The sequence below is a fragment of the Pseudomonas peli genome (assembly GCF_050563605.1).
In the GTDB taxonomy this organism is placed as follows: Bacteria; Pseudomonadota; Gammaproteobacteria; order Pseudomonadales; family Pseudomonadaceae; genus Aquipseudomonas; species Aquipseudomonas peli_A.
This window is the reverse complement of the sequence record NZ_JBNXUH010000123.1, coordinates 1-277: the sequence shown is the minus strand read 5'-3', so window position 1 is coordinate 277 and position 277 is coordinate 1. Positions and strand designations below refer to the sequence as shown.

1 pseudogene is annotated in these 277 nt (G+C 57.0%); it reads left to right on the top strand.

What is annotated here, in order from left to right:
- Window positions 1-107: 107 nt before the first annotated feature.
- Window positions 108-277: pseudogene (locus ACQ4LH_RS21265) on the top strand (ZapG family protein); the annotation flags it as partial.

Below are 277 nucleotides of genomic sequence, written 5' to 3'. Positions count from 1 at the left end.
AGTTGTCCAAGAGAGAAAAGGTCAATTGTTGCGTATATAGAACCACCTCCCGCGACAAAATACACTCGTGGTGCGTCGTCGCCAGCTTCAGATGTGTATAAGAGACAGAGAGTGAGGTGGTCAGCCACTTCAACACCACCGCCAGCATGGTGAAAAAGCTTACCCAGAGCTATCAGGACGTACAGGAACACCTGTCCGACGGCGCCAACCGCCTGGCCCTCGACGAGCTGACCCGGCAACGCCTGCTGGCCACCCTGCACGCCGACGATGCCCTGTC